Origin of the sequence: Alteromonas sp. 14N.309.X.WAT.G.H12, from assembly GCF_036697315.1 — a bacterium.
Classification (GTDB): Bacteria; Pseudomonadota; Gammaproteobacteria; order Enterobacterales; family Alteromonadaceae; genus Alteromonas.
In genome coordinates, this window is the sequence record NZ_JBAHZB010000236.1 from 1 (window position 1) to 982 (window position 982).

The window sequence follows — 982 nt, forward strand, 5'->3', positions numbered from 1 at the left end:
AAATGAAGTATAAACGCTAAAGGTGGGTCAATTTTACTTTACCGCTAAGTGGGTCTAAATTAGATTACCGTTGACAGCAGATACAATAAAGTCATTACACCATTCCAAAATGGCATTGTCTGTCAAAGACAAAAATAAGTAGGCTTGAAGGTGAGCATGTAGATTCTCGTAAATTCGATTATTGATTTAAATAACAAGTAGAATAAAAAAAAGAAAAAGCCGCACCGCTGCATTCACCAGGTTTTATTGCCGATGATAAAGGCCTAAAACTAGGTGTCGCAGTATTAGTAAACCTAACTATGGATTACATTGACACCAAAAAAACGCTTTAAAGCAGTGGCTTTTAGGGTTTGATTTTGACTATTCATTTAACCCCTTCTAGGCACATAAACATAATGACTCCCTGAAAAATGCTAACCTCTGCATTTTCGGGGGTTATTTTTCAGCCACACTTTTGTGTGCGCAATAATTGATCCCGTATTAGGATTAACATACACCGCTAACTAATTCGTTTTTATGGAGCTGTTATGAAAAAACTTCGTGTGGTAGCCGCGGCCCTGACACTGGCTATAGCAATAAATGCACCGGCCACAAGTGCCCAAAGCAGTCAACTTTCCGCTGAGGCCCAGCAAATTATCCAGCATTTCAACATGCAGCATATTCCCCATGAAGGTCCATGGTTTGTACAATCAGCGAAAAGTAACGAAGTTGTAGAAGGAGCTATTGCCCGCCGATACGATAGTCCACGCTATGCCTATACCGCAATCTTATCACTTCTGACGGTTGAGGATTTTTCTGCACTGCATCGGCTCAATACTGATGAAATCTGGCATTATTACGGAGGGGCACCCGCTGAAATTCTCCTGCTTTACCCCGACGGTCACGATGAAATACGAGTACTAGGGAACGACATTGCAGCGGGCCAGGTACCGCAAATACTTGTGCCTCGCGGAGTTTGGATGGGCGCACGGGTTATTGATAA

General features: G+C 42.4%; 1 protein-coding gene. It reads left to right on the top strand.

Annotated features, from left to right (window positions below):
- Positions 1 to 527 precede the first annotated feature (527 nt).
- Positions 528 to 982 (top strand): cupin domain-containing protein (locus V5298_RS20735; RefSeq protein ID WP_332933300.1); only part of this gene is annotated, 455 nt, incomplete at its 3' end.